Origin of the sequence: Leclercia sp. M-A074-M, from assembly GCF_965195605.1 — a bacterium.
Classification (GTDB): domain Bacteria; phylum Pseudomonadota; class Gammaproteobacteria; order Enterobacterales; family Enterobacteriaceae; genus Enterobacter.
Window position 1 is genome coordinate 462,860 of record NZ_CBDAHM010000002.1, and the last position, 23,727, is coordinate 486,586.

A 23,727-nucleotide genomic window follows, 5' to 3' on the forward strand; every position below is an offset into this window, starting at 1 on the left:
AGCTCTCTCCTTAAAAATCGTCTGTCTGTTCGGTCACCACGGTCCTGGCCTGGATGAGCGTGGGGAAAGTCAGTTCAAGAAGCTGTGCGGCGGCGTGTTGCACATCGTCCAGCTCAGTGACCTCATCGGTTTGCAGCAGCATCGGGAAATTCACCCCCGCTACCACGGCGATGGGCGGCTGGGTTAAGGGGGTAAATGCGGCTTCGCAGGCCACGTTCCAGGGCGTGCCGCTCTGCATATCGCACAGCACCAAAATGCCGCTGGCCCCCTCGCTGGCCTGCGCCAGAGCGGTAGTGAAATCATGGCGAAATCCTTCAATGCCTCTCTCTCCGGTGAGGCATACGGCGCGTAGATTTGGCAGTTCGCCATACACCATCTCCCCGCTTTCCAGCAGCGCGGCGGCCAGGGGGCCGTGTGTGGCAACGATAAACTGAATCATGCTTACCCCCTTACCCAGGCTTTAACGGTGGCCAGCTGCTGGCCGATGCCTTTACCCCAGGGAGAGATGCGGTATTCGCCCACGGCAGCAGGGACGATAAAGGTTTCGGCGTAATGCACCACGAAGGGTTCAAAGGCGTTGTCAGGACTGTCCACTCGCGCTTCTGCCCCCTCCACCAGGTTCAGCACGTTTACGCCGCCTTCCGTGTTGTGCAGGACTGGTTCGCTGAACCAGTGACGGCGGGTTTCAATAAATTCGCGTTCGTGCAGGCCGGTGCGCTCTTCGCGCCAGCCCTTTCCTTCGCTGACAGGCTCAAACTGGTTCACGAGATGCTTCTGTACCCAGCGGGTGTCACGCTGCCAGTCAATGACCTGCTCGCCATGCTCGAGGTGAACAGGGCGGGGCAGACCGTCCATGCCGAGACGGCCCCAGTCCCAGAGTTTGAAGGTGAAAATGTAAGGCGTGGCGCTGATCTCCAGCACCATCGTGCCGGAACCTGAGCAGTGAACCGTGCCGGCGGGGATCAGGAAGTGATCGTGTTTATGCGCCGGGATCTTGTTCACAAAGCGGGCGTCATCGAAGGCTTTTTCACCCTGAGCGGCGCGTTTGAGATCGTCCATCATTGCCTGTGGGTGGGTGCCGCTCACGGTGCCCAGGTAAACCACCGCGCCGGGCTCCGCCTCCAGAATGTAGTAACTCTCATCCTGGGTGTAGTGCATACCGAACTGCTGCTGGATGTACTCCGTTACCGGGTGCACCTGAAAGCTCAGGTTCTGCCCGCCGATGGTATCGAGAAAGTCGAAGCGGATTGGGAATTCTGCGCCAAACCGGGCGTGAATCTTTTCCCCCAGCAGCGAGCGGGGCTGAAGCAGAACCAGGTCCTGGGAGGGGATCTCGATCCGCACCGCGCCAAAACGCAGTAACAGGCTGTTTTCCTCGGGCACGCAATCAAAACACCACGCGTAGTTGGGCGCGGCGGGATCGAGATCGAACTGTTGTTTCATCCACTGGCCGCCCCAGACGCCGGGATCGAAGAAGGGCACCACGCGGAAAGGACGCCGGGTGGTGTGCGCCAGGCCCGCGCGCAGGGCGTCTCCGCAGACCATCGCCGGTGCGTTAGCGAGGGTGGTATCCAGCAGGAAATCAGCGCGTTTAAGGAGCGGTGTTTTGTGGCGATCGAACACCCGCCACTCAATAAAGAAGGCGCGCTTATAACGGCGGAGCATATCTTCAGTCTGGTTTTCGACGCCCCAGTTGCCCAGCTCGCCTTTGCGCATACGCTGCTGAATTTCCCAGCGCGGCAGATCGGCGTAGACCAGCACGTCGCCCGGATGGACCAGGGCAGCGCCGGAGCCATAAATCACCACCAGCCCCTCTTCACAAGCGGTGACCTGCTCTTGCAGAGCCTTTAGCTTCTCCCTGTCCATAAATTCCACTAGCTGGTGGCATGAAAGCACGCCAAAAACGCGGTCATCGGTGAGGTTACGCGCCAGCATCGCATGCAGCGCATCCTCATCGCGGCGGGCCCGTTCGGCATTAATCGTCAGCGCCGGACGGAGCGATGAGAACAACATCTGCTCCAGTTCGTCGAGACGTACGCCGGGATAGCAGTCGATAACCAGCACGGTGCGTTTCGGGTGCTGTTGCTGTGCAAGCGTACGTCCAATCGCCTCCCAGCCCTGCCAGGCGCGGTGGTCGAAGCCGCTTATGTTGACTTCAGGATGTTTATCGTAGGTGGTCATAGTCTCTCTCCTTCAATATTGATTAGGTTATTCGATTAACCGGCTTTGAAAAGAGTGGTTAACGCGATTAACCCGGCATTCCACGGCATTTACGGGTAATCTGCGGCGGTTCTGTGAAGGAGGTCACAGGGAAAAATGCAAAAATTAGGTTATTCGATTAATCTAAAGAAAAAAGGAGTCACCATGACGGGAATAACGCTGGCGGACGTGGCAAAACGGGCAGGCGTATCAACTGCAACGGTATCAATGGTGCTGTGCAACAAAGGGCGGATCTCCCAGGCCACGCGGGAGAAAGTACTCAGGGCGCTGGACGAGACGGGCTACGTCTATAACCAGACGGCGGCTAATCTGCGCAACCGGCGAAGTAACCAGGTCGGGCTGCTGCTTCACGATATTACCAACCCCTTCTACGGCGAAATGACGGCGGGGCTGAGCCACGAGATGGAGCGCCACGACCTGCTGCTGTTCCTGGCCAACAGCGAAGAGTCTTCATCGCGCCAGCAGAAGTTTGTTGATTCACTGATGCGCAACAACGTCTGCGGCATGGTGCTGTGTGCCGCGCGCGAAACGCCGCAGGCCTTTTTTGATGGCCTGAAGCGCCGCACTATTCCGGCGATTATGGTGGTGCGCCCGCTGAACGATCCAGATTTTGATTTCGTTGGCACTGATAACTTCCTCGGCACCCAGTTAGCCACGGAGCATCTGTTGCGGATGGGCCATCGCCATATCGCCTTTATCGGAGGAAGCGCGCGCTCCGGCTCGCGGGCGCAGCGCCTCGGGGGATTTACCAGCAAGCTGCTGGAGTATGGCGTAACGCCGAATCCGGAGTGGATCGTCACCGCCCAGGCCAGCCAAAGTGACGGGGCGCGCGTTGCGCTGGCTCTGCTGTCGCGCCATCCGCAGATCACAGCGGCTATCTGTTACCAGGACATCGTGGCGCTGGGCGTTATGCAGAGTGTACGCAAGCTGGGGCGCGAGCCGGGCAGTGATTTTGCGCTGGTCGGGTTCGATGACATTACCGAAGCGGGACTGGTTCAGCCTGCGTTAACCACGGTCTCCGTGGCCGCCAAAGAGATCGGTCGTAAGGCGGGCGAGCTGCTCTTTAGCCGCATTCAGGGGAATGACGAGCCGCCAAAGCGGATCATCCTGCCCCCTACGCTGGTGGTGCGTGAATCGTGCGGTTTTCGCTGACACCTATGTTTTTTACTGATATCTGACCCGTTTTATCATTAAATTCTAATTATCGGCGTTTTCAGATGGCGGCAATCTTGCTGGCTGGTTACTCTGGAAACGATTTACATCATTTTAACGTAAGAGAATAACTATGCATGATGCACAGGTCCGTGTCGCAATTGCGGGCGCGGGTGGCCGTATGGGCCGTCAGTTAATTCAGGCTACGCTGCAGATGGATGGCGTTGCGCTTGGCGCCGCGCTGGAGCGCGAAGGCTCTTCTTTATTAGGCGCGGATGCCGGTGAGCTGGCAGGCGTGGCTAAGACGGGCGTTACCGTGCAGAGCAGCCTTGATGCAGTAAAAGATGACTTTGACGTGTTTATCGATTTTACGCGCCCGGAAGGCACGCTGCATCACCTGGCGTTTTGCCGCCAGCACGGCAAGGGCATGGTGATCGGCACCACCGGTTTTGACGATGCGGGCAAACAGGCGATTCAGGATGCGGCGAAAGTCATCCCTGTCGTATTTGCGGCCAACTTCAGCGTGGGCGTGAACGTGATGCTCAAGCTGCTGGAGAAAGCGGCGAAGGTGATGGGCGACTATACCGATATCGAGATCGTTGAAGCGCACCATCGCTACAAAGTGGATGCACCGTCAGGTACGGCCCTGGCGATGGGCGAGGCGATTGCCCAGGCGATGGATAAGGATCTGAAAACGTGTGCCGTCTACACCCGTGAAGGTCATACCGGCGAACGCGTTCCGGGCACCATTGGTTTTGCCACGGTGCGTGCCGGTGACATTGTAGGCGAACATACCGCGATGTTTGCCGATGTTGGTGAGCGCGTTGAAATCACCCATAAGGCTTCCAGTCGTATGACTTTTGCAAATGGGGCTGTACGTTCTGCTATTTGGTTGAAAGGCAAAAAAGATGGTCTTTTTGACATGCGAGATGTGCTTGATCTTAACAACTTGTAATCATAGTTACCCTTCGTGATGTGGTTATTGCAGTCGTAATTAGTTGATTGCAAAGGGCAATATTTTATTGCCCTTTAATTTTTAAGTCTTTGGCATGATTTTTATATTAACTTCCCATAAATCTTCTTTTTCACCTCTATTTTTGTTTCAAACTTGTGAATTTTGACCAAATGGTCCACTTTTTTGGACCGCAACGGCAGTTCTAACAATAAAATGGGTTAGCAAGCGTTTTCCCAAGTGATTTAGTTGATCTTTTTGCCCGTTAACAACTCTCTTTCCCACCAGTGGCATAAAAATGACAGACAAAACCCACTTTTTGAGTTGACTTTCCCCTGCTTAATCTCCAGAATGCCGCCGTTTGCCGAAAATCCACTGGCAGCAGATTTGCATTGATTTGAACCCTGGTTATGAATTAATATGCAAATAAAGTGAGTGAATATTCTCTGGAGGGTGTTTTGATTAAGTCAGCGCTATTGGTTCTGGAAGACGGAACCCAGTTTATCGGTCGGGCCATTGGGGCAACAGGTTCGGCGGTTGGGGAAGTCGTTTTCAATACTTCAATGACCGGTTATCAAGAAATCCTCACTGATCCTTCCTATTCCCGCCAAATCGTCACTTTAACTTATCCCCATATTGGTAATGTCGGCTCCAACGCCGCTGATGAAGAGTCCTCCCAGGTCCACGCACAAGGTCTGATCATTCGTGACCTGCCGCTGATTGCCAGTAACTACCGCAGTACTGAAGACCTCTCTTCCTACCTGAAACGCCATAACATCGTGGCGATTGCCGATATCGATACCCGTAAGCTGACGCGTCTGCTGCGTGAAAAAGGTGCCCAGAACGGCTGCATCATCGCTGGCGACAACCTGGATGCGGCTCTGGCGCAGGAAAAAGCCAAAGCCTTCCCGGGTCTGAACGGTATGGATCTGGCAAAAGAAGTGACCACCGCTGAGTCCTACAGCTGGACGCAGGGTAGCTGGACGCTGGCTGGCGAACTGCCGGAAGCGAAAAAAGAGGAAGAGCTGCCGTTCCACGTGGTGGCCTACGACTACGGCGCCAAGCGCAACATCCTGCGTATGCTGGTGGATCGCGGCTGCCGCCTGACCGTTGTGCCGGCCAAAACCCCGGCAGACGAAGTACTGAAGATGAACCCGGACGGGATCTTCCTCTCTAACGGCCCGGGTGACCCGGCACCGTGCGATTACGCTATCGACGCGATTAAAACTTTCCTTGAAACCGACATTCCGGTATTCGGCATCTGCCTCGGCCATCAGCTGCTGGCGCTGGCGAGCGGTGCGAAAACCGTGAAGATGAAGTTCGGTCACCACGGTGGCAACCACCCGGTGAAAGATATCGACAACAACACGGTAATGATTACCGCACAGAACCACGGTTTTGCTGTCGATGAAGCCTCCATGCCTGCCAACCTCCGCGTCACGCACAAGTCGCTGTTCGATGGCACCCTGCAGGGCATTCATCGTACCGACAAACCGGCGTTCAGCTTCCAGGGACACCCGGAGGCAAGCCCAGGCCCGCACGATGCCGCGCCGCTGTTCGATCACTTCATCGAACTTATCGAGCAATACCGTAAGACCGCTAAATAATCAGGAGCCGAGAAGACCATGCCAAAACGTACAGACATAAAAAGCATCCTGATCCTTGGCGCTGGCCCGATCGTTATCGGCCAGGCCTGTGAATTTGACTACTCTGGCGCCCAGGCGTGTAAAGCCCTGCGTGAAGAGGGTTACCGCGTTATTCTGGTGAACTCCAACCCGGCCACCATCATGACCGACCCGGAGATGGCCGATGCGACCTATATCGAGCCGATTCACTGGGAAGTGGTACGCAAAATCATCGAAAAAGAGCGTCCGGATGCCGTACTGCCAACCATGGGCGGCCAGACGGCGCTGAACTGTGCGCTGGAGCTGGAGCGTCAGGGCGTGCTGGAAGAGTTCGGCGTGACCATGATTGGTGCCACCGCCGACGCGATTGATAAAGCGGAAGACCGCCGTCGCTTCGACGTGGCAATGAAAAAAATCGGCCTCGACACCGCGCGTTCCGGTATTGCACACAATATGGAAGAGGCGCTGGCGGTTGCCGCTGACGTGGGTTATCCGTGCATCATCCGTCCTTCCTTCACCATGGGCGGCACCGGCGGCGGTATCGCTTACAACCGTGAAGAGTTCGAAGAGATTTGTGCCCGCGGTCTGGATCTTTCTCCAACCAACGAGCTGCTGATTGATGAATCGCTGATCGGCTGGAAAGAGTATGAGATGGAAGTGGTGCGTGATAAAAACGACAACTGCATCATCGTCTGCTCTATTGAAAACTTCGACGCCATGGGCATCCACACCGGTGACTCCATCACCGTGGCACCCGCCCAGACCCTGACCGACAAAGAGTACCAAATCATGCGTAACGCCTCGATGGCGGTACTGCGTGAGATTGGCGTCGAAACCGGCGGCTCTAACGTGCAGTTCTCGGTTAACCCGAAGAACGGTCGTCTGATTGTTATCGAGATGAACCCGCGTGTATCCCGCTCCTCTGCGCTGGCATCGAAAGCCACCGGCTTCCCGATTGCCAAAGTGGCGGCGAAACTGGCGGTAGGTTATACCCTCGACGAGCTGATGAACGACATCACCGGCGGTCGTACTCCGGCCTCGTTCGAGCCGTCTATCGACTACGTTGTGACCAAAATTCCTCGCTTCAACTTCGAGAAATTTGCCGGTGCGAACGACCGTCTGACCACCCAGATGAAATCTGTCGGCGAAGTGATGGCCATTGGCCGCACCCAGCAGGAGTCCCTGCAGAAAGCGCTGCGCGGTCTGGAAGTGGGCGCCACCGGTTTCGACCCGAAAGTAAGCCTGGATGATCCGGAAGCCCTGACCAAAATCCGTCGTGAGCTGAAAGACGCGGGCGCCGAGCGTATCTGGTATATCGCCGACGCCTTCCGTGCGGGCATGTCCGTCGATGGCGTCTTCAACCTGACCAACATTGACCGCTGGTTCCTGGTGCAGATTGAAGAGCTGGTGCGTCTGGAAGAGAAGGTGGCAGAGCTGGGCATCAACGGCCTCGACGCTGACTTCCTGCGCATGCTCAAGCGTAAAGGCTTTGCCGACGCGCGTCTGGCTAAACTGGCGGGCGTACGCGAAGCGGAGATCCGCAAGCTGCGTGACCAGTACGACCTGCACCCGGTCTACAAGCGCGTGGATACCTGTGCGGCAGAGTTTGCGACCGACACCGCCTACATGTACTCCACCTATGAAGACGAGTGCGAAGCGAACCCGTCCGTTGACCGCGACAAAATCATGGTGCTGGGCGGCGGTCCAAACCGTATCGGCCAGGGCATCGAGTTCGACTACTGCTGCGTACATGCCTCCCTGGCGCTGCGCGAAGACGGTTACGAGACCATTATGGTCAACTGTAACCCGGAAACCGTCTCGACCGACTACGACACCTCCGACCGCCTCTACTTCGAGCCGGTAACGCTGGAAGATGTGCTGGAAATCGTGCGTATCGAGAAGCCAAAAGGGGTTATCGTGCAGTACGGCGGCCAGACTCCGCTGAAGCTGGCCCGCGCGCTCGAAGCGGCAGGTGTACCGGTTATCGGTACCAGCCCGGACGCGATTGACCGTGCGGAAGACCGCGAACGTTTCCAGCACGCCGTTGACCGTCTGAAGCTGAAACAGCCGGCTAACGCCACCGTTACCACCATTGAGCAGGCGGTTGAGAAAGCCAAAGAGATCACCTACCCGCTGGTGGTGCGCCCCTCTTACGTGCTGGGTGGCCGCGCAATGGAGATCGTCTACGACGAAGCCGACCTGCGTCGTTACTTCCAGACGGCGGTCAGCGTCTCTAACGATGCGCCAGTCCTGCTGGACCGCTTCCTGGACGATGCGGTAGAAGTGGATGTGGATGCTATCTGCGACGGCGAAAGAGTGCTGATTGGCGGCATCATGGAGCACATCGAGCAGGCGGGCGTGCACTCCGGCGACTCCGCATGTTCTCTGCCAGCCTATACGCTGAGCAAAGAGATTCAGGACGTGATGCGCGAGCAGGTGCAGAAACTGGCCTTCGAGCTGCAGGTACGCGGTCTGATGAACGTGCAGTTTGCGGTGAAAGACAATGAAGTCTACCTGATTGAAGTGAACCCACGTGCGGCACGTACCGTCCCGTTCGTCTCCAAAGCCACCGGTATCCCGCTGGCGAAAGTGGCGGCGCGCGTGATGGCTGGCCAGACGCTGGCGCAGCAGGGCGTAACCAAAGAGATTATCCCGCCGTACTACTCGGTGAAAGAGGTGGTGCTGCCGTTCAACAAGTTCCCGGGTGTTGACCCGCTGTTAGGGCCAGAGATGCGCTCAACCGGTGAAGTCATGGGCGTGGGCCGTACCTTCGCGGAAGCGTTTGCCAAGGCGCAGTTGGGCAGTAACTCCACCATGAAGAAACAGGGCCGTGCGCTGCTCTCCGTGCGCGAAGGCGACAAAGAGCGCGTGGTGGACCTGGCGGCGAAGCTGCTGAAGTATGGCTTTGAGCTGGATGCGACCCACGGCACCGCGATTGTGCTGGGTGAAGCGGGTATCAACCCGCGTCTGGTGAACAAGGTGCATGAAGGTCGTCCGCACATTCAGGACCGTATCAAGAATGGCGAATATACCTACATCATCAACACCACCGAAGGGCGGCAGGCGATTGAAGACTCCAAGCTGATTCGCCGCAGCGCGCTGCAGTACAAAGTGCACTATGACACTACCCTGAACGGCGGTTTTGCGACAGCGATGGCGCTGAACGCGGATGCCACCGAGAAGGTGATTTCTGTGCAGGAGATGCACGCGCAGATTAGCAAGTAACAAGCCTGTTATCGTAGGCCCGGTAAGCGAAAGCGACGCCGGGCAAATGGCGGGTGGCGCTTCGCTTACCCGCCCTACGATGGCTGCCTCCCTCTTCAGAACCTTCTGCTTTCTCATCTCCCATCAGTCAGTTAGCCTAAAATTATCAGGTCGATAATTAAATCCAACTGAAAAGCAGGGAGAACACCATGCGAAAGAATCTTCTACTGACTTCAATTTTTGCTGCCGCAGCTCTGTTCACCGTTGCCGGTTGTTCCTCTAACCAGGCGGTGAAAACTACTGACGGTAAAACCATCGTCACCGACGGAAAACCGCAGGTAGATGACGATACTGGAATGATGTCTATTGATAATGCCGAAACCGGTCAGACGGAACAGATTAACCGCGATCAGGTGAAATCCATGGGTGAACTGGATAACTGATAAAAAAATGCAGTGGCCTGCGCCACTGCATCGGTTGTTGCGGTAACAGGATTACCAGCGGTGATTTAACAGGATATGACCGCCATAGGCGTCGTAGCTGTTTTCGCCCCATTCGCCGCTGGCGCGCAGCGAGATCAGGGTGGTCTCGTTCAGCTTGCCCGTTACGCCTAGCTCCAGCTGTGCGCGGTCGTCCGGGGTATCGTTGCTGAAGGTTTCGCCGTTGAAAGCGATGTCGTTCTGTCCTGCCCCTTTCAGCCAGTTAACTGCCACATAAGGCTGCCACGCCTGAACATCTTTCTGGTCAAAGTAGCTGGATTTCACCCCTACGCGGCCAAGTACGCTGTCGTTATCAAGGGTAGAGATCCGTACGCCGTCGGCATCCTTATGATTTTCCTGGTCCAGGTAGCTGTAAATCGCCTGAATTTGCGGCTCGATTTTCCAGGTTCTCTCGTTTTCTGAATCAACAATCCAGGCATGGCCCGCTTCCAGCGACACGGCAAAACCGTGGCTGTTGTAAGATTCATTGTCGCGCCCATCGCTTCTCAGGCCGTTGTGATACCAGCCATAAGAGGCCCAGCTGTCGATATAGCTGCCTTTACGCAGCTTCTGATCTTCCTGCCAGGTGGCGTAGACGCCAACGTTCACACCATCGACCTTGCCGTGCGCGGAACGGTGGCTGCCGGTAGAGGTGGAGTCGGTTTTCGCCTGGCCTGCGCCAAACATCATCCCACTATGCAGAACACCAGTATCCATCTGCTTGCTGATGAAATCGCTGCCAACCTGCATGACGTACTGGGTCGTGTCATAGTTTACTTTTCCGCCTGCCACGTCATTGTCGTGATAGCGGCCTTTGACATACATCCAGGTATTGAGATCCTCACCATCGCGCAGCGTCAGCTGATCGCGATCGTCACGTTTGTGCAGGAACATCCCCTGGGCTGCCAGGTAGTTACCCATATAGGCGCCGACTTCAGGGGCCATGTTAGACGGTGCTGGTGGGGTATAGCCACCATCATCAGGGTTGGTATTGTTGCCGTTATCATCCGGCTCTGGTGCCGGCTGAGGGGCTGGCGTTGGGTCTGGCGTTGGATCGGGTGTTGGCTCGGGCGCAGGGGAAGGCGAAGTGTTCGCAGATTCCAGGTACCAGTTACCGTCGGTGTGCTTGTTCAGGCTGTATTCCCAGGCACCGGCAACGACAGGTCGGGAAAGGGAGAATGCGGCGTCGGAGTTACCACTAACTTTGACAACCTGCATACCGTTAACGGTTTGCGCACCCAGACCACCGATATTCGAGATGCGGATACCGGACTGGCCGGCACTATCACCGGTAATGGTCAGGTGATCGGTAGCAGAATCATCCTCTCCCAACACGCTGTTCATCAGGATCTGGCTACCGCTCGTCCCGGTATAGTTGCCGTTAATGACGAATCTGTTGCCGACGTGGTCATTAAGACCATTGACCTGCAGCGTACCGCTGTTGGTCACATTACCGTTGATGGTATTCGCAGTTGAAGGCGTTACGCTATTGCCAGAGATGGCATTCCAGGAGGCGAGGGTACCGCCGTTAAGAATATTGATGTTGTTATTAACGGTTCCGGCGCTGGCAAAGGTTGCTCTATTGCCAACGGTGACGGTAGCGGTATTGCCGCTGGTGCCCAGGGTTGCGCCTTCTGCGATCAGGGTGGTACCGCTATTCAGTAGGGTATTGCCGGTATAGCTGTTATTGCCGGTCAGGGTTAACAGATTAGCATCGATTTTTTTAACGTTGCCGCTGCCGGTAATATCCCCTGCGAAAACAGAGTCGGAGCCCTGGTTGAACGTGAAGGTGCCGTTATTGGTCAGGGTGCCGGTCAGAAAGCCTGTTTGGTCACCATTACCCAGCTGAAGATGGCCTGCCTCTGAAATCAGGGTATTACCGGCGTCGTTTTTTACGATGCCCGCCAGAGTCAGTTTACCTGAGTTGATCTTAATTGAGTCACCCGCGCCGATAATATCGATGTTGCCGGTCAGTGACCAGTCAGTACCGTCCATAGACAGCGAAGCAAAGCCATCACCTGCGTTCAGGCCGCGGAAATTGCTGTCTTCTGAGCCGCTATCCAGTAACGCTAAGGTGTTTGTTGTGGAATTGGTGGAGATGACATCGCCATCAAGCACAGATCCTTGCCCCAAAGTCAGCGTATTAGCCTGGGTACTCTCAAAGGTAATTGCACTTTCTGAACCTTTTATCAGGCCATTATTTCCTATATTAAGTCTGTGATTACCCGTGACGACAACACCGTTAACATCAGCCTCGATCTGCCCCCGATTATTAAGATTACTTTTGCCTGAAGCATCAAGCAGGATACCGTTATCGGTGCCGCCTTTTAACATTCCATCATTATCAATGATGACACTGGCACCGGAGGTGAACGCGGTTTTACCCTGGATCGTACCGGTATTTGTGATGTTGACGTTACTTGAATCTTCATGAATTTTAATACCGTATTCTGCCCCCAGAATTTTACCGGCGTTGTTTATGTCCCCACCCATATTTTCGACATAAATTCCGGTGGCACCCGTGGATTCGATTAATCCACTTTGCTGGTTATTTATGATTACTTTTTGTGAGCCTGTAGCGATAAGCATTCCATCGCCTACGCCAGACACTTTCCCATAGTTCGTGACACCGTCAATTACCTGCCCTTTGACCGTAACAGTGGGCATGTCAGTGGAATTGGTAATGCTGACATCTTCAGGAATGATGTATGTATTATCTGATGAAAAAGTCTGTGGGGCATCCGTGTTGTCATTAATTATGATTTCTGCGGATACCATTAACGGGGTAAATACTATTAATGCTGATAAAGCTGGAAAAATATTTTTCAACGATGCCGTTGTCTTATTTAATTGAGGGGTTTTGCTTGTCATTGTCACATCCGTTTTGTGATTTAAGAAAGCATATTTTAGTAATGAGGTGATTTTTTGTAAATCACTGCTTTTTAATGGTGTATTATTAATATTAAGTTAACCAATTGAGTTATCAGAGGTTTTTTTATGAATGGTGTTTTAAAATTATGGATTAAATTCATTTTATTGATAATGTTTTTGCATTAATCAAAAGAGAATAATCTTAATGCCAAATATGATGTTTATTTTTTATGGAATCAATAAAAATAATAGATTTCCAAGCAAAGCCATTTACCAATCTTTGCGGTTAATGCCAGCAAGGCCAGAGACCCCTTCAAACGCCTCGCTTTCCTGACTACACTGACAGTCACAACAAGAAAGCCGTTTACCCAGGTTAATCATGATACTCATTATCTACGCCCATCCTTATCCGCACCATTCGCATGCGAATAAGCGAATGCTCGATCAGGTAAAGACGCTGGAGGGTGTAGAAATCCGCTCGCTCTATCAGCTCTATCCTGACTTTAATATTGATATCGCCGCAGAGCAGGAGGCGATTTCCAGAGCCGATCTCATCGTCTGGCAGCATCCGATGCAGTGGTACAGCACGCCTCCGTTGCTGAAACTGTGGATCGATAAAGTCTTCTCGCACGGCTGGGCGTACGGTCATAACGGCAGAGCGCTCAAGGGTAAAAGCCTGCTGTGGGCGGTGACCACCGGTGGCGGCGAAAGCCATTTCGATATCGGTTCCTTCCCCGGCTTTGAGGTGCTGGCGCAGCCGCTGCAGGCGACCGCGCTCTATTGCGGGCTCAACTGGCTCCCGCCATTTGCTATGCACTGCACCTTCGTTTGCGACGACGAAACCCTTCAGGCGCAGGCGCGCCACTACAAACAACGTTTACTCGACTGGCAGGAGGCGCATCATGGATAGCCATACGCTGATTCAGGCGCTGATCTATTTGGGTGCCGCGGCGCTGATTGTGCCGGTTGCGGTGCGTCTGGGGCTGGGGTCGGTGCTGGGCTATCTGATTGCCGGCTGCGTCATTGGTCCGTGGGGTTTCCGGCTGGTCACCGATGCCGAGTCGATTCTGCACTTTGCGGAAATTGGCGTGGTGCTGATGCTGTTCGTGATTGGTCTGGAGCTGGATCCGCGTCGCCTGTGGAAACTGCGCGCCTCGGTATTTGGCGGCGGGGCATTGCAGATGCTGGCCTGCGGTCTGCTGCTGGGCGGATTCTGCATCCTGCTGGGCATGGACTGGAAAGTGGCGGAGCTGATCGGTATGACGCTGGCGCTCTCATCCACGGCGATCGCCATGCAGGCCATGAATGAACGTAACCTGACGGTTTCGCAGATGGGTCGCAGCGCCTTCTCAGTGCTGCTTTTTCAGGACATCGCCGCCATTCCGCTGGTGGCGATGATCCCGCTGCTGGCCGCTTCCGGGGCGTCAACTACCCTGGGCGCCTTTGCCCTTTCGGCCCTGAAAGTTGTCGGGGCGCTGGCGCTGGTGGTCCTGCTCGGGCGGTACGTCAGCCGACCGTTGCTGCGTTTTGTCGCCCGCTCCGGCCTGCGTGAAGTCTTCAGCGCCGTGGCCTTATTCCTGGTCTTCGGCTTTGGTCTGATGCTGGAGGAGGCCGGGCTCTCTATGGCGATGGGGGCGTTTCTGGCAGGCGTTCTGCTGGCGAGCTCCGAGTACCGCCACGCCCTGGAAAGCGATATCGAGCCCTTTAAGGGGCTGCTGCTGGGGCTGTTCTTTATTGGCGTGGGGATGTCGGTTGATTTCGGGACGTTAGTCACCCATCCGCTGCGCATCGCGATCCTGCTGGTGGGCTTCCTGGCCATTAAAATGCTCATGCTCTGGCTGGTGGCTCGCCCGCTGAAGGTTCCCGCGAAACAGCGGCGCTGGTTTGCGGTGCTGCTGGGGCAGGGGAGTGAGTTTGCCTTTGTGGTGTTTGGCGCGGCAAACATGGCTAACGTGCTCGATCCCGAATGGGCGAAGGCGCTGACGCTGGCGGTGGCGCTGTCAATGGCGGTAACCCCGCTGCTGCTGGTGGTGCTGACCCGTCTCGACGCTGCCAACACTGGTCAACAGCACGAGGCTGATGAAATTGATGAAGAGCAACCGCGGGTCATCATCGCCGGGTTTGGTCGCTTCGGTCAGATTGCGGGCCGTTTGCTGCTCTCCAGTGGGGTAAAAATGGTCATCCTCGATCACGATCCCGATCATATTGAAACCTTGCGTAAGTTTGATATGAAGGTCTTTTATGGCGATGCCACCCGCGTGGACCTGCTTGAATCCGCCGGGGCGCACAAGGCCGAAGTGTTGATCAACGCGATAGACGATCCGAAGAACAGCCTGCAGCTGGTTGAGCTGGCGAAGACGCACTTCCCGCATCTGAAAATCATCTCCCGCGCGCGCGATATCGATCACTACATCAAACTGCGTCAGACAGGTGTCGATGCCCCGGAGCGTGAAACCTTTGAAGGCGCGCTCAAATCCGGACGGCTGGCGCTGGAGAGCCTTGGCCTCGGGGCATATGAAGCCCGGGAGCGGGCCGATCTGTTCCGTCGCTTTAATATTGAGATGCTGGAGGAGATGGCGGAAATGGCGGAGAACGATGCCAAATCCCGCGCGGCAGTGGTTAAACGCACCAGCGCCATGCTGACCGAGATCATCAATGAGGATCGTAATCACCTCTCACTGACCCAGCGTCATGGCTGGCAGGGAACGGAAGAGGGTAAGCATACCGGCGATCCGCACGATGAGCCGGAGAGCAAACCTGTAGCGTGAAGAGGGGTTGCCAGCAAATATAAAAAATTTCCTGTTCTTTACTCTGCCGCCAGTCGACGAAAGATTAAGCTTTCCGTATAGTGGCGGCAATTTTTTGCATCCGGGAAATAATCAATGATCAGTCTGATTGCGGCGCTTGCGGTAGATCGCGTGATTGGTATGGAAAACGCCATGCCGTGGAATCTGCCTGCCGATCTCGCGTGGTTTAAACGTACAACGTTGAACAAGCCGGTAGTAATGGGCCGCCTGACCTGGGAGTCAATCGGGCGCCCGTTGCCGGGCCGTAAAAACATCGTAATAAGTAGCCAACCCGGCACGGACGATCGTGTTGAGTGGGTTAAATCCATCGACGAAGCCATTGCTGCCTGCGGCGATGCTGAAGAGATCATGGTGATTGGCGGGGGGCGTATCTATGAGCAATTCCTGCCGAAAGCGCAGAAACTATATCTGACCCACATTGATGCTGAAGTGGAAGGGGATACCCATTTTCCGGACTACGATCCTGACGAGTGGGAATCGGTGTTCAGCGAATTCCACGACGCGGATGCGCAAAACTCGCATAGCTACTGCTTCGAGATCCTTGAACGCCGCTAATGTGGTTACTGCACCTTTCCCGCCGGGAGAGGTGCAGCGCTCTTCTACGACGCTACGGCTTCATTTTCATCCAAATCCAGATGCCGGTTCGAAGGCTGCATAAACCAGGCTTTATCTTCCCAGCGCAGACAGGTGAGTTCTCCCCCCCAGCAGCAACCCGTATCCAGCCCATAAATGCCTTCAGGCGTGCCTTTCCCTTCCAGCGATGCCCAGTGGCCGAAGACGACACTGTACTGCTCCGTTACCGGGCCAGGGATTGCAAACCACGGCTTGAGCGGCGTCGGCGCGTTTTCCGGCACATCCTTGCAATACATATCCAGCTGACCATTCGGGAAGCAGTAACGCATGCGGGTGAAGGCGTTCGTGATAAAACGCAGGCGCGCAACGCCGCTGAGCTCCATGCTCCAGTTGTTGGGCATGTCGCCATACATCGCATCGAGGAAGAACGGGTAAGAGTCGCTGGCGAGCACCGCTTCGACGTCCCGGGCACACTCTTTGGCGGTTTGCAGATCCCACTGCGGGGTAATGCCCGCGTGCGCCATCACCAGTTTTTTCTCTTCGTCGATCTGCAGCAGCGGCTGGCGACGTAGCCAGTTAATCAGCTCATCGGCGTCGGGCGCTTCCAGCAACGGCGTGATCCTGTCTTTCGGTTTATTGCGGCTGATCCCGGCGTAGACCGCCAGCAGATGAAGGTCGTGGTTGCCGAGGACGATCCGCACGCTATCGCCCAGCGATTTGACATAGCGCAGGACTTCCAGCGAGCCAGGGCCGCGGGCAACGAGATCGCCCGTAAGCCACAGCGTGTCTGTACCTGGGGTAAAATCCACCTGCTTTAGCAAGGCGATCAGTTCATCGTAGCAACCGTGAACGTCGCCAATGAGATATGTAGACATGTTTAGTGAATGAGTGTTGGTACAGCCAGACGGAAAACAGGAATGGCAACGCGGAATGCATTGCCCTCGGTATCGACCATTTCATAATGGCCCTGCATGGTTCCCAGCGGCGTCTCGATTACTGCACCGCTGGTATACTGATACTCTTCGCCGGGCGCAATGTGCGGCTGTTCACCCACCACACCTTCGCCCTGCACTTCAATTTCACGGCCATTGCCGTTAGTGATAAGCCAGTAACGCCCCAGCAGCTGGACAGGGGTTCGCCCGAGATTGCGAATGGTCACGGTGTAAGCAAAAACAAAACGTTCTTCATCCGGTGTGGATTGAGACTCGATGTAAAGGCTTTGCACCTGAACACATACGCGGGGCGAATTAATCATGGCTTAGCTCTCCTTCGGCGGCGCATTTTCGCTGATGTAGTTAGCCAGCTTGCAGTACTGCTCTACGGAAATGTTTTCCGCGCGCATCGCCGGGTCGATACCCAACTGAGCTAACACGTCAACAGTAAACAGATTGCCAAGGCTGTTACGAATCGTTTTACGACGCTGGTTAAAGGCTTCTGTGGTGATGCGGCTCAGCACGCGCAGATCCTTCACCGGATACGGCTTCGTTTTATGCGGCACCAGGCGCACAACCGCTGAGTCAACTTTTGGCGGCGGCGTAAATGCCGATGGCGGTACTTCGAGTACCGGGATCACGTTACAGTAGTACTGTGCCATCACGCTTAAACGACCATACGCTTTACTGTTCGGCCCTGCAACCAGTCGATTAACGACCTCTTTTTGCAACATGAAGTGCATGTCAGCAATGGCATCAGTATAGCTAAACAGGTGGAACATCAGCGGCGTGGAGATGTTATACGGCAGGTTGCCGAATACGCGCAGCGGCTGGCCCATTTTCTCCGACAGTTCGCCGAAGTTCATGGTCATGGCATCCTGCTGATAAATGGTCAGTTTCGGCCCGAGGAACGGGTGCGTCTGCAGGCGCGCTGCCAGATCGCGATCCAGTTCGATGACGGTAAGCTCATCCAGACGCTCGCCAACCGGTTCGGTCAGAGCGGCGAGGCCCGGCCCGATTTCGACCATTGCCTGGCCTTTCTGTGGATTGATAGCCGAAACAATACTTTCGATCACGAACTGATCGTTGAGGAAGTTTTGCCCGAAACGTTTACGGGCTAAATGGCCCTGGTGGACGCGATTATTCATTGAGTATTAACAATCATTTTGATGGCGAGATTAAGCGCCGTAATAAAACTGCCGACATCTGCTTTTCCCTGGCCTGCTAAATCGAGCGCAGTACCGTGGTCAACAGAAGTACGAATAAAGGGTAAACCGAGGGTAATATTCACCCCGCGGCCAAATCCCTGGTATTTTAGCACGGGAAGGCCCTGATCGTGGTACATCGCCAGCACGGCGTCTGCATGATCGAGGTATTTCGGTTGAAACAGGGTATCGGCAGGCAGCGGCCCGCTGAGATTCATGCCTTTCGCGCGCATCTCTTCCAGCACCGGAATGATGGTGTCGATCTCTTCCATACCCATATGCCCACCTTCACCCGCATGTGGGTTCAGGCCGCATACCAGCACGTGCGGATCGGCAATACCGAATTTGGTGCGTAAATCGTGGTGCAGGATGGTAATGACGTCGCGCAGCAGATCCGGCGTAATGGCGTCGGAAATGGCTTTGATGGGCAGGTGCGTCGTCGCCAGGGCGACCCGCAGCTCCTCGGTTGCCAGCATCATCACCACTTTTGCGCTGTGTGACCGCTCTTCAAAAAACTCGGTATGACCGGTAAAGGCCACGCCGGCATCGTTGATCACCCCTTTATGGACCGGGCCGGTGATCAGCGCGGCAAATTCCCCGCTCAGACAGCCATCGCAGGCGCGCGCCAGCGTCTCCACCACATAATGACCATTTTCAGTGCTCAACTGGCCGGGGATAACCGGCGTGCGTAGCGGGACAGGTAGCAGCGTTAAGGTGCCTGCTTGCTGGGGAAGGGGAGCGTTTTCTGCCTGATACGGCAGAAGCGTGAGCGGGAGATTAAGCTGTTTCGCTCGCGCTTCGAGCACGCTGGCATCGGCGCAGATCACCAGTTCGACCGGCCAGCTGCGCTGGGCAAGCTGGACGACCAGGTCGGGACCAATCCCGGCGGGTTCGCCGGGAGTGATGACAACACGATGTTGTTTCATTAGTTGCTCAGGACTTTGACGTAGGCGCTGGCGCGTTGTTCCTGCATCCAGGTCGCTGCTTCTTCAGAGAACTTACGGTTGAACAGCATACGGTATGCACGATCTTTTTGCGCCGCATCGGTTTTATCCACATTGCGGGTATCCAGCAGCTCGATGAGGTGCCAGCCGAAGGTGGAGTGAACCGGTTCGCTCATCTGACCTTTGTTCATTCTCATCAGCGCATCGCGGAAGGCCGGATCGTAAATATCCGCAGCCGCCCAGCCCAGATCGCCGCCCTGATTCGCGGAACCTGGATCCTGAGAGAACTCTTTCGCGGCGTTGGCGAAGGAGGTTTTACCGCTGCGAATATCGGCGGCAATTTGCTCCAGCTTGGTACGCGCCTGCGTATCAGACATGATCGGCGAGGTTTTCAGCAGAATGTGGCGGGCGTGCACTTCCGTCACGGAGATGCTCTGGCTCTGGCCGCGCAGATCGTTCACTTTCAGAATATGGAAGCCCACGCCGGAACGGATTGGACCCACGATGTCGCCTTTCTTCGCCGTGCTCAGCGCCTGGGCAAAGATAGAAGGCAGCTCCTGAATACGACCCCAGCCCATCTGGCCGCCTTTCAGCGCCTGCTGGTCAGCGGAATAGGTGATCGCCAGTTTGCCGAAATCACCGCCATTACGCGCCTGATCGACGATGGAACGTGCCTGGCTTTCCGCCTCGGCCACCTGGTCAGAAGATGGGTTTTCTGCCAGGGGGATCAGGATGTGGCTCAGGTTCAGTTCGGTGCTGGCATCGTTCTGGTTGCCCACCTGTTTCGCCAGGGCATCCACTTCCTGCGGCAGGATGGTAACGCGGCGACGCACTTCGTTATTGCGCACTTCTGAAATCAGCATCTCTTTGCGGATCTGATTACGGTAGGTCGAATAGCTGATGCCGTCATAGGCCAGACGGCTGCGCATCTGGTCCGGGGACATATTGTTCTGCTTCGCAATGTTGGCGATAGCCTGATCGAGCTGCTCATCAGAGATCTTCACACCCATCTTCTGACCCATCTGCAGAACGATTTGATCCATGATCAAACGTTCAAGGATCTGATGACGCAGCGTGGAATCGTCCGGAAGTTGCTGACCTGCCTGACCCGCGTTGAGCTTCACAGACTGCATTAAACCATCAACGTCGCTCTCAAGTACCACACCGTTGTTCACAACGGCAGCGACTTTGTCGACAACCTGTGGGGCCGCGAAGCTGGTATTCGCGACCATAGCGATACCGAGCAGCAGCGTTTTCCAGTTCTTCATACTTTTTCCATATCAATTAACCGCAAAGCGGATTACGTGTTAAATCAAGTACATCACAATGAACTACGGTACGGCAGAATCGGTGAGCGCAGCATCTGCTGAGTACCCAGACCATAGTTGGAACTCAGGCCACGGAGTTCGATGTTAAAGCCGATGACGTTATCGTACTCGCTCTGATTTTTGTCTGGATCCCAGCCGTTAAGCTTACGTTCGTATCCAACGCGAATCGCGTAGCAGCAGGAGTTGTACTGCACACCCAGCATCTGATCTGCAGACTTATTCTGGTTGGTATCGAAGTAGTAGGCTCCCACCACCGACCAACGATCGGCAATTGGCCAGCTTGCGATGCCTCCCACCTGCGAAATGCCCTCTTTCGTTTGTTCGGACGTGGCAAAGTTAGGTAACGTCGCCTGGATATATTCCGGGCTGGCGTAACGATAGCTGAGCTGTACCATTCGGTCTGCATCACGACGGTACTCGATTGAACCGCTACCGGTGGCAACATTGTTCAGCCGCGTGTCATATTGCACGCCGCTGCGCAGACCCCAACGATCGGTTATGCGCCAGTAAGTATCTCCGGCCCATACCAGCGATCCTTTTTTGTCGTCCTTCTCCCACTGGATATTGTCATCACCGGTACGTGCTTCGGTGAAGTAGTAGATTTGACCCACAGAAGCATTAAAACGTTCAACTGCAGCATCATCATAAATACGCGTTGTGACCCCGGTGGTCACCTGGTTGGCCGATGCAATACGGTCCAGACCACCGTAAGTACGGTCGCGGAACAGGCCGCTGTAATCAGATTGCAGGAATGAAGAGTCATAGTTCTGGATATTGCTCTGATCGCGGTACGGCACATAGAGATACTGGGCGCGCGGCTCCAGCGTCTGGGTATAGCCCTCGCTCCAGTTCATGTCGCGCTCGAAGACGAGCTTGCCGTCCACTTTAAACTGCGGCAGCACGCGGTTAACGGAATCTTCCAGACGCGTGCCATGATTGGCATTGTACGTTTCCAGATTATCCTGCTGATAGTGGGTCGCCATCAGCTTCACTTCGGTATCGAGGCTGGCCCAGTCGTTTGAAACAGGCAGGTTAATCGTTGGCTCAAGGTGCAGACGCGTTGCTTCAGGCATGTCAGAGTCAGTATTGACGAAATGCACCGCCTGGGCGTAGACCCGGGTGTCAAAAGGACCCACATTATTCTGGTACCAGTTAACATCAAGCTGTGGCTCTGCAGCATAGGTGCTCTGCGTTTGGTCGCTAAAGACCTGGAACTGTTTGGTGGAAACGGTCGCGTCAAAATTCTGTACTACATAGCCCGCGCTGAATTTCTGCGTGGCGTAGCCATCGGTACTTGAGCCGTATTTAGAGGTAAAGTCGTTAAAATAGCTCGAGTCGCTGACTTTGGTGTAGTCGACGTTAAAACGCCACACCTGATCCATTACGCCCGAGTGCTGCCAGTAGTACAACCAGCGATGGCGATTATCCCCGGAGGTGTTTCTTGGATCATCCTCATACACTTTATCCGATGGCAGATAGTCCAGCTCCATCAGACCCGAACCCGCATGCGTCAGATAGCGGAACTCGTTCTCCCACATGATGTTGCCGCGCTTGTGGATATAGTGCGGCGTGATCGTCGCGTCCATGTTGGGCGCGATATTCCAGTAGTACGGCAGGTAGAACTCAAAGTAGTTTGAGGTGCTGTACTTGGCGTTCGGGATCAGGAAGCCGGAGCGACGTTTGTCACCCACGGGCAGTTGCAGATACGGGCTATAGAAGACCGGTACCGGGCCGAGCTTAAAGCGGGCGTTCCAGATCTCCGCAACCTGCTCTTCGCGGTCGTGGATCACTTCGCTACCTACCACGCTCCAGGTATCCGAGCCTGGCAGACAAGAGGTAAAGGTCCCGTTTTCCAGAATGGTGTAGCGGTTTTCACCGCGCTGTTTCATCAGGTCCGCTTTACCGCGACCCTGGCGGCCAACCATCTGGTAATCACCTTCCCAGACGTTAGTGTCTTTGGTATTCAGGTTCGACCAGGCTTTCGGACCTTTCAGGATGACCTGATTATCGTCATAGTGCACATTACCCAGCGCATCGACCGTACGTACCGGTTCGGCTGCGCCTTCTGGCTGTTTCTGGTGCAACTGCACTTCATCGGCCTGCAAGCGGCTGTTGCCCTGGTTAATATCCACATTCCCGCTAAACAGGGCGTCGTCAGGATAGTTCCCTTTTGCGTTGTCAGCGGTGATGGTAACCGGTAGCGTGTTCGTATCACCCTGTACCAGCGGGCGATCATAGCTGGGGATACCCAGCATACATTGCGAGGCGAGATCGGCTGCCAGACCCTGTTGACTGTACAGAGCCGTAGCTATCATCGTGGCCAGAAGGGTGGGGATACGTTTTTTCATACGTTTTATTTATTGTTCCGTCATCAGTGGCTTATCGCTGGCAAACGGTCAGAGACTATCTTACTCATCATCACAGTGCCAGCGTTAATCCTGCCCGTAAACGAGCCATGGTGATAGGCTCGTTATTGAATGACGAGTATGATAATGCAAATTATAGGCGATGTCCTTCACTTGACCGTGGCCAGGCCACCGGAATGATGGCGTTGCGCTGGATCAAATCGATCACCATTTGGGGAGTATATGCAGTATTGGGGAAAAATTATCGGCGTAGCGTTCGCTTTACTGATGGGCGCGGGCTTCTGGGGTATCGTTCTGGGGCTGCTTATCGGCCATATGTTTGATAAAGCGCGCAGTCGCAAGATGGCCTGGTTCGCTAACCAGCGTGAACGCCAGGCGCTTTTTTTTGCGACAACCTTCGAGGTAATGGGCCATCTGACCAAATCGAAAGGGCGTGTCACCGAGGCCGACATCCATGTCGCCAGCCAGTTTATGGATCGCATGAACCTGCACGGTGACTCCCGGGCGGCCGCGCAAAACGCATTTCGTATCGGTAAGGCGGATAACTATCCCCTGCGCGAAAAAATGCGTCAGTTCCGCAGCATCTGCTTCGGGCGCTTCGACTTAATTCGGATGTTTCTGGAGATTCAGATCCAGGCGGCGTTTGCCGATGGGTCGCTCCACCCGAACGAACGTGAAGTGCTGTATGTTATCGCCGAAGAGTTGGGCATTTCCCGCACCCAGTTCGATCAGTTCCTGCGCATGATGCAGGGCGGCGCACAGTTTGGCGGCGGCTATCAGCAACAGCAGGCGGGCGGTGGCGGCTGGCAGCAGGCGCAGCGTGGTCCTACCCTGGAAGATGCCTGTAATGTGCTGGGCGTGAAGCCAACCGATGAACCGACGACCATCAAGCGGGCCTACCGTAAGCTGATGAGCGAGCATCACCCGGATAAGCTGGTGGCCAAAGGTTTACCGCCAGAGATGATGGAGATGGCGAAGCAAAAAGCGCAGGAAATTCAGAAAGCCTACGAGCTTATCAAAGAGCAGAAGGGCTTTAAGTAAGGAAGCGGTTGGCCCGGCGGCAAGGTGC

The 23,727-nt window shown here is 55.2% G+C and carries 19 protein-coding genes; 10 read left to right on the forward strand and 9 right to left on the reverse strand.

Features of this window, described 5'->3' with window-relative positions:
- Positions 1 to 10: 10 nt before the first annotated feature.
- Together ACOKCT_RS05900 and ACOKCT_RS05905 are read right to left on the reverse strand one after the other, a co-directional pair.
- Positions 11 to 439: a PTS sugar transporter subunit IIA gene (locus tag ACOKCT_RS05900; RefSeq protein ID WP_420193267.1), complete on the reverse strand. Its 429-nt coding sequence runs from the start codon at positions 437 to 439 to the stop codon at positions 11 to 13.
- A 2-nt stretch (positions 440 to 441) separates the two neighbouring features.
- On the reverse strand, positions 442 to 2,181 hold the full coding sequence (locus ACOKCT_RS05905) for a class I mannose-6-phosphate isomerase (protein ID WP_420193268.1): 1,740 nt from the start codon (positions 2,179 to 2,181) through the stop codon (positions 442 to 444).
- Between the two features lie 183 nt (positions 2,182 to 2,364).
- On the opposite strand from ACOKCT_RS05905, the gene ACOKCT_RS05910 reads away from it, so the two are divergent.
- From ACOKCT_RS05910 to ACOKCT_RS05930, 5 genes are all read left to right on the forward strand, one after another.
- On the forward strand, positions 2,365 to 3,372 hold the full coding sequence (locus tag ACOKCT_RS05910; protein WP_420193269.1) for a LacI family DNA-binding transcriptional regulator: 1,008 nt from the start codon (positions 2,365 to 2,367) through the stop codon (positions 3,370 to 3,372).
- 133 nt (positions 3,373 to 3,505) lie between these two features.
- Entirely contained in the window at positions 3,506 to 4,327 is an 822-nt protein-coding gene (gene dapB, locus ACOKCT_RS05915; RefSeq protein WP_420193270.1) for a 4-hydroxy-tetrahydrodipicolinate reductase, read from the forward strand.
- A 455-nt stretch (positions 4,328 to 4,782) separates the two neighbouring features.
- Positions 4,783 to 5,931: a glutamine-hydrolyzing carbamoyl-phosphate synthase small subunit gene (gene carA / locus ACOKCT_RS05920; protein WP_103178227.1), complete on the forward strand. Its 1,149-nt coding sequence runs from the start codon at positions 4,783 to 4,785 to the stop codon at positions 5,929 to 5,931.
- A gap of 18 nt (positions 5,932 to 5,949) precedes the next feature.
- Entirely contained in the window at positions 5,950 to 9,174 is a 3,225-nt protein-coding gene (gene carB, locus ACOKCT_RS05925; RefSeq protein ID WP_159339996.1) for a carbamoyl-phosphate synthase large subunit, read from the forward strand.
- 188 nt (positions 9,175 to 9,362) lie between these two features.
- Complete coding sequence (locus ACOKCT_RS05930; RefSeq protein WP_420193271.1) at positions 9,363 to 9,596, forward strand: YgdI/YgdR family lipoprotein; 234 nt, start codon at positions 9,363 to 9,365, stop codon at positions 9,594 to 9,596.
- 51 nt (positions 9,597 to 9,647) lie between these two features.
- Here the strand turns inward: ACOKCT_RS05930 and ACOKCT_RS05935 are convergent, their stop codons facing one another.
- A complete protein-coding gene (locus ACOKCT_RS05935; protein WP_420193272.1) occupies positions 9,648 to 12,125 on the reverse strand; it encodes an autotransporter outer membrane beta-barrel domain-containing protein in 2,478 nt (825 codons plus the stop codon).
- Positions 12,126 to 12,315: 190 nt separating this feature from the next.
- Between ACOKCT_RS05935 and ACOKCT_RS05940 the strand changes: the two genes are divergently transcribed.
- The 4 genes from ACOKCT_RS05940 (at position 12,316) to folA (ending at position 15,865) form a co-directional block, all read left to right on the forward strand.
- A complete protein-coding gene (locus ACOKCT_RS05940; protein WP_231736585.1) occupies positions 12,316 to 12,486 on the forward strand; it encodes a hypothetical protein in 171 nt (56 codons plus the stop codon).
- A 396-nt stretch (positions 12,487 to 12,882) separates the two neighbouring features.
- A complete protein-coding gene (kefF, locus tag ACOKCT_RS05945; RefSeq protein ID WP_103178231.1) occupies positions 12,883 to 13,413 on the forward strand; it encodes a glutathione-regulated potassium-efflux system oxidoreductase KefF in 531 nt (176 codons plus the stop codon).
- The gene (gene kefC, locus ACOKCT_RS05950) at positions 13,406 to 15,271 is read left to right on the forward strand and encodes a glutathione-regulated potassium-efflux system protein KefC (RefSeq protein WP_420193273.1); all 1,866 of its coding nucleotides are present in this window, start codon (positions 13,406 to 13,408) and stop codon (positions 15,269 to 15,271) included. Before kefF ends, kefC begins: the two co-directional genes overlap by 8 nt.
- A gap of 114 nt (positions 15,272 to 15,385) precedes the next feature.
- Positions 15,386 to 15,865: a type 3 dihydrofolate reductase gene (gene folA / locus ACOKCT_RS05955; RefSeq protein ID WP_103178233.1), complete on the forward strand. Its 480-nt coding sequence runs from the start codon at positions 15,386 to 15,388 to the stop codon at positions 15,863 to 15,865.
- 44 nt (positions 15,866 to 15,909) lie between these two features.
- Here folA and apaH read toward each other — a convergent pair whose 3' ends face one another.
- From apaH to lptD, 6 genes are read right to left on the reverse strand one after another with little or no spacing between them, the layout of a single operon-like run.
- On the reverse strand, positions 15,910 to 16,758 hold the full coding sequence (apaH, locus tag ACOKCT_RS05960) for a bis(5'-nucleosyl)-tetraphosphatase (symmetrical) ApaH (protein ID WP_180209037.1): 849 nt from the start codon (positions 16,756 to 16,758) through the stop codon (positions 15,910 to 15,912).
- A gap of 2 nt (positions 16,759 to 16,760) precedes the next feature.
- Positions 16,761 to 17,138 carry a Co2+/Mg2+ efflux protein ApaG gene (gene apaG / locus ACOKCT_RS05965; protein WP_103178235.1) on the reverse strand — a complete coding sequence of 126 codons (378 nt, stop codon included), beginning with the start codon at positions 17,136 to 17,138 and terminating at the stop codon, positions 16,761 to 16,763.
- 3 nt (positions 17,139 to 17,141) lie between these two features.
- Positions 17,142 to 17,963, reverse strand: a complete 822-nt coding sequence (gene rsmA, locus ACOKCT_RS05970) for a 16S rRNA (adenine(1518)-N(6)/adenine(1519)-N(6))-dimethyltransferase RsmA (RefSeq protein ID WP_103178236.1) — start codon at positions 17,961 to 17,963, stop codon at positions 17,142 to 17,144.
- Positions 17,960 to 18,946: a 4-hydroxythreonine-4-phosphate dehydrogenase PdxA gene (gene pdxA / locus ACOKCT_RS05975; RefSeq protein WP_103178237.1), complete on the reverse strand. Its 987-nt coding sequence runs from the start codon at positions 18,944 to 18,946 to the stop codon at positions 17,960 to 17,962. The genes rsmA and pdxA overlap by 4 nt, the downstream gene beginning before the upstream one ends.
- Entirely contained in the window at positions 18,946 to 20,232 is a 1,287-nt protein-coding gene (surA, locus tag ACOKCT_RS05980; RefSeq protein ID WP_103178238.1) for a peptidylprolyl isomerase SurA, read from the reverse strand. Before surA ends, pdxA begins: the two co-directional genes overlap by 1 nt.
- Before the next feature lie 53 nt (positions 20,233 to 20,285).
- Positions 20,286 to 22,640 (reverse strand): LPS assembly protein LptD, encoded by a 2,355-nt coding sequence (gene lptD / locus ACOKCT_RS05985; protein ID WP_420193274.1) that lies wholly within the window; start codon positions 22,638 to 22,640, stop codon positions 20,286 to 20,288.
- Positions 22,641 to 22,880: 240 nt separating this feature from the next.
- Between lptD and djlA the strand changes: the two genes are divergently transcribed.
- A complete protein-coding gene (djlA, locus tag ACOKCT_RS05990) occupies positions 22,881 to 23,699 on the forward strand; it encodes a co-chaperone DjlA (RefSeq protein WP_103178240.1) in 819 nt (272 codons plus the stop codon).
- Positions 23,700 to 23,727: the final 28 nt, after the last annotated feature.